This window comes from Mycobacterium sp. TH-M106 (assembly GCF_057473765.1).
Map to the genome: position 1 here is coordinate 1 of NZ_JBYCLE010000050.1, position 2088 is coordinate 2088.

Annotated in this window: 1 protein-coding gene and 1 pseudogene; both read left to right on the forward strand. The window is 63.9% G+C overall.

Translation table 11 applies throughout. The annotated features are described in order from the left end of the window. The first annotated feature begins 101 nt into the window (after positions 1-101). On the forward strand, positions 102-1655 hold the full coding sequence (locus AC2VOP_RS01695) for a succinic semialdehyde dehydrogenase (protein ID WP_486959356.1): 1554 nt from the start codon (positions 102-104) through the stop codon (positions 1653-1655). A gap of 86 nt (positions 1656-1741) precedes the next feature. Next, positions 1742-2088: pseudogene (locus AC2VOP_RS01700) on the forward strand (hypothetical protein); the annotation flags it as partial.

The following is a 2088-nucleotide window of genomic DNA, read 5'->3' on the forward strand; positions in this document are numbered from 1 at the left end:
CAAACACAGCACAACCATGAAAGCCATACCCGACGCCCCTGGGCAGTTCGAAGCCTACGGCCGAGGGCAACAACCACCCATCTAGAAAGGTAGGGAAAACCATGCCCGCCCCGTCTGCAACCGACTTCGCCCGGCTGCGCCAACTGGTCGCCATCACCGACATCGACGCCCGACAATCGAGGACTATCGATGAGGTCTTCACCGGCAAGGAATTGACCACCATCCCCATCGGCACCGCCGGCGACGTCACCGCCGCGTTCGCGAAAGCCCGTGCAGCACAGAGGCAATGGGCCCAGCGTCCGGTCAAGGAACGGTGCACGGTCATCGAACGGTTTCGTAATCTGGTGGTGCGCAATCGGGAATTTCTGATGGACGTCGCGCAGGCCGAGACCGGCAAGGCCCGCTCGGCAGCACAAGAAGAGATCGTCGACATCATGCTCAACGCGCGCTACTACGCGCGTCACGCCGCCAAGCTACTCGCCCGCAAGCGCGTCCAGGGCCTGATGCCCGGAATCGTCAAGACCGTCGTCAACCACCACCCCAAGGGGGTCGTCGGGGTTATCTCGCCGTGGAATTACCCGATGACGCTGTCGATTTCGGACTCCATCCCGGCGCTGCTGGCCGGCAACGCCGTAGTGATCAAGCCGGACAGCCAGACGCCGTACTGCACGCTGGCCAACGCCGAACTGCTGTATCAGGCCGGGCTGCCCCGCGAGGTGTTCGCGGTGGTCCCCGGCCCGGGCTCGGAGGTCGGCACGGCGATCGCGGAGAAGTGCGACTATTTGATGTTCACCGGCTCCACCGCCACCGGCCGGACCCTGGCCGAGCAGTGCGGTCGGCGGTTGATCGGGTTCTCCGCGGAGCTGGGCGGCAAGAACCCGATGATCGTCACCGAGGGCGCCGATTTGGCCGAGGTCGCCAAGGCCGCAACCCGCGCGTGCTTCTCCAACGCCGGGCAGCTGTGCATCTCTATCGAACGCATCTACGTGCAGCGCAAGATCGCCGAGGAGTTCACCGACAAGTTCGCCGAGCAGGTTCGCAACATGAAGCTGTCCCCTGCCTACGACTTCTCCGCCGACATGGGCAGCCTGATCTCCGAGGATCAGATGAAGACGGTGGCTGGCCATGTCGACGACGCCAAGGTCAAGGGCGCCAAGGTGATTGCGGGCGGAAACGCTCGCCCGGACATCGGACCGCTGTTCTTCGAACCGACCGTGCTGACCGACGTTACCGACGAGATGGAGTGCGCGCGCAACGAGACGTTCGGTCCGGTGGTCGCCATCTACCCTGTCGACAAGGTCGAGGAGGCTATCGAGAAGGCCAATGACACTGACTACGGGCTCAACGCCAGCGTGTGGGCCGCCAGCAAGTCGCAGGGTGAGGCGATCGCAGCGCAGATCCAATCCGGCACCGTCAACGTCGACGAAGGCTACGCGCTGACGTTCGGCAGCACCGCGGCGCCGATGGGCGGGATGAAGGCCTCCGGTATAGGACGTCGGCACGGGGCCGACGGGATTCTCAAGTACACCGAGTCGCAGACGGTATCCACCGCGCGGGTGCTGAACCTCGACCCGCCTTTAGGGATCCCGGCCGTCTTCTGGCAGAAGGCGCTCACCCCGATGATCCGCGCGGTGCAGAAGCTGCCGGGCCGTTGACCGACAGAATCTAATAAGTACTGAATATACTCCTGGACAGTGTAAGGTCGATCTCAGTGTATTAATCACTTCCACGAGGAGGCGGCATGCAGCGCGCACTTCGCCCGTACGTCACCACCGGTATCGCTATCCTGGGCGCGGGCGTCGTCGCGGTTGCCCCGCCTCCAGCACCGGTGTCCAACGCCGAGGCGCATGCAGTGCGGCTGCTCAACAGTGGGTCCGACATTGCCTACATCGTCGGCGGCAGCGGGGACCCGATACCGTCCGATCACTACGTGGACTTTAACTTCACCCACTACGTCCAGCCCCATTTTCCGGGCTACGCCCCCCAGGCACTGTTCACGCCCGAGGGCAACTATGCGCTCTACACCGGCGTGAAGAGCTTGACGCTCGACCAGTCGGAGGCCCAGGGCGTCACGATCCTCGACAACAC

What these genes read in the sequence shown, in the direction of transcription:
- AC2VOP_RS01695 (WP_486959356.1), top strand. Translation starts at nt 102, where the DNA reads ATGCCCGCCCCGTCTGCAACCGACTTCGCCCGGCTGCGCCAACTGGTC.